The sequence below is a fragment of the Microbacterium sp. genome, assembly GCF_011620715.1.
Lineage (GTDB): Bacteria > Actinomycetota > Actinomycetes > Actinomycetales > Microbacteriaceae > Microbacterium.
In genome coordinates, this window is record NZ_WOYP01000032.1 from 1 (window position 1) to 2,600 (window position 2,600).

At 63.2% G+C, this 2,600-nt stretch carries 3 protein-coding genes; 1 reads left to right on the forward strand and 2 read right to left on the reverse strand.

The features are described 5' to 3' along the window. Nucleotides 1-667 precede the first annotated feature (667 nt). Complete coding sequence (locus QZV84_RS03650; RefSeq protein ID WP_292825465.1) at nucleotides 668-1,336, reverse strand: hypothetical protein; 669 nt, start codon at nucleotides 1,334-1,336, stop codon at nucleotides 668-670. Nucleotides 1,337-1,718: 382 nt separating this feature from the next. Between QZV84_RS03650 and QZV84_RS03655 the strand changes: the two genes are divergently transcribed. Next, entirely contained in the window at nucleotides 1,719-2,066 is a 348-nt protein-coding gene (locus QZV84_RS03655; protein ID WP_292825468.1) for a hypothetical protein, read from the forward strand. Between the two features lie 29 nt (nucleotides 2,067-2,095). On the opposite strand, the gene QZV84_RS03660 is transcribed toward QZV84_RS03655, so the two are convergent. Continuing rightward, nucleotides 2,096-2,371 (reverse strand): hypothetical protein, encoded by a 276-nt coding sequence (locus QZV84_RS03660; protein ID WP_292825471.1) that lies wholly within the window; start codon nucleotides 2,369-2,371, stop codon nucleotides 2,096-2,098. Nucleotides 2,372-2,600: the final 229 nt, after the last annotated feature.

A 2,600-nucleotide genomic window follows, 5' to 3' on the forward strand; every position in this document is an offset into this window, starting at 1 on the left:
TCGAGACGATGTGGCGGGTCTCGGTGTCGATGACGAATCGGTCGCGCCGACCGCGGCGTCTCCCTTTGCTCGCCTCTCGAGCAACGGGGGTCGCCGGCCGCAAGACCTATCTCGCCGCAGTCTTTCGGGAATGCGCGGCGGATGAGCTGAGCCCCGACCAGGTTGTGCTCGCCTGGGCTGAGTTCATGCTGCCCGCCGGAGTCGCACCGCGATTGATCGCAATTGCGGTGCTCGGTGGAAGTCGGGGGCCGCTATCGCTACGGTTCCGCCTCCATTCGCATCCGGCCCGATTGCCGAACGTCCGATTCGGAGGGCGAACAGTGCGAACCCACATAGCGCACTGTCTTGCGGTCGATCCCGAGGCGACGACCCGCCTCAGAGAGTGACACACCCTGCGCGAGCAGCTTCGCAAACGACCGCTGCGGGTCCACCATCAGAGGTCGTCCCGGACGACCACTGGAACCAGATCTGATACTCACCTACTTACCTCAGGTGTAGCGACGATCGGAATCCGCCGAGCAGAATCCGAGGAAATTCGCCCAGCGCCGTCACACGGTTCCTGTCGCGCGGCGCGTCCATGAGTGCTCGGTTACCGGCTCGAGGTAGTTGCGGACGATGAACGCTTGTGACACGTGGGGCCCGCTCCAAAAATGGGTGAACCTCGACACTATCGAGCGGAGTCCGAGCGCACGGAATGCGAGCCCGGCGACTCGCTGGGGTTGCACGCGCACACCGTCCGAGATCGGCGTTCTCGGTAGCGCCGCGACGTCAGGCCGAAGCGCGCTTTACGTGGTTGCGCGACGGCCCTGTCGGTCTTCGTTCGGCACACTGCGCCCACCGCAGCACCGCAGCCGGGGCACTCACCCGACAAGTCCTGCGTCTGCAGCAACTGCCCTTCGAGTTGGACATAGAAGTCATCCGTCGTGACGTCCGCGCTCGCAGCGATCAAGTCTCTGACCTCGTCGTGGTTGTCATCGACGGCTTGGAACCACTGATCCGCCAGCATGGGCACGACTCGAAATCGGCGGAACATCGCCATGATGAAATCGCGCTGCGCTCGCGGCCCGCCAACACCCCCGTTGTAAAGCGGGATTCCCTCGGCCTTCAGTCGGGCGATCGCTTGGACCTCTGCATAGTCGAGTTCAGTCTGATCGTCGTAGTAGCCCAGAATCGACTTCCTGAAACTGTGCTCGCCGTGCTCGGCGAGAGCCTGCTTGAAGTAGTCGCCGCTCCCCAGATACGTCGCGACGACTTCATCGTCCAGTTGGCTCGACTGCCCGACGTACAGGACGTCATCGATGCTGTTGCTAGTCACGTAGAGATAGCCGATGTGCATAAGCGCCAATGCCCTCCGATCGCGGACGCGCGATCCATGGTGATGCGCGAATTGATCACGCGTGAGACGCTATCGCGCTTCATCCGCACGCCTGATGCGACATCTACTATCGACGGCCTGGCAACGGTTACGCGCCGACCTCGCCGATGCAACATCGGAGGACCAGGCAGCGCTGTGGATAAGTCTGGCTCGCCTGGAGATAACGCGCATAGAGTTCGGTCATGCATGACACAACGCCAAGTGAGCCGTTCGAGGGCGAAATCTTCGCTACCGACCCAGACTGCCCGGCTTGTGGGACGCGCTGCTATCCGCAGTCACGAGGGTGGCGCTGCAGGAACTGCGATCTCATCGTGATCGCCTAACGGAGACGGGATAGTCACGAGTGACGGACAACTCCTCATCGATGCAAGGCCTTACGCGCGCGATGGTGCAGGGCAAGGTGCGCGAGATCGAAGCCAAGATCCGAGGCGAGCAAGCGAAGGCCGCTTGGCGGGCCGAATACGGTCCCATCATCGAGCAGACTGCGCTTGAGGCCGCCGCATGGACAGCCGCCGAATTGGCTGACGCGATGCGCACGAACGCGGTCCTGCGGACGACGCTGACGGATGCTTTGGCCGCCTCCCATCCGGACGTAGCCGCGATCTCACCCGACCTCGCTGACACCGCACTGACGGTCGTGTCCTCCTGGGTCGCCGAGGTCTCGTTCACCGCCGGAGACGAACAGAACTGACCCCGCAAATGTCGTCGTGCGCCGGTCGGTCACGATAGATCGCGGCCCTCTCGACGAGGACCGTGCACTCGCCTCATCCGCTGCACGCGGTCAAGATGATCCAAATGCGGCCACTCGTCGACCTCGCCGGTTTCGCGGTCGACGACGATCCATGCGCCGCCCACCGTGATGAGCCCGCGCGCCTCGTCGTCGCGCACGCGCTGCGGAGTGACTAAGCAGACGCCGTAGTCCTGAGCGCCTTCACTCGCGAACGGCTCGCCGTAGCGATCAGCCGCGATCGCGCGCGCCTCATCGAACGTCAGCATGCTCGTCCTCTCTCTTGGAGTCAGGATGCATCGAGCCTCGATCAGACGCTCTATCGCCGTGACGATGGGAAGGACACATAGGGCCAAGACACACAGTGTGGTGTTGTGTGGTCGTGTCCGCCCGGTTGTGCAGCCTGTTGTGCAAACTGCATGGCACGAGACGGGATACGACATCACCGGGTGACATGGCGGCGCTCGGGAGAGTCAACGGACGACTACCTGTCAGCAC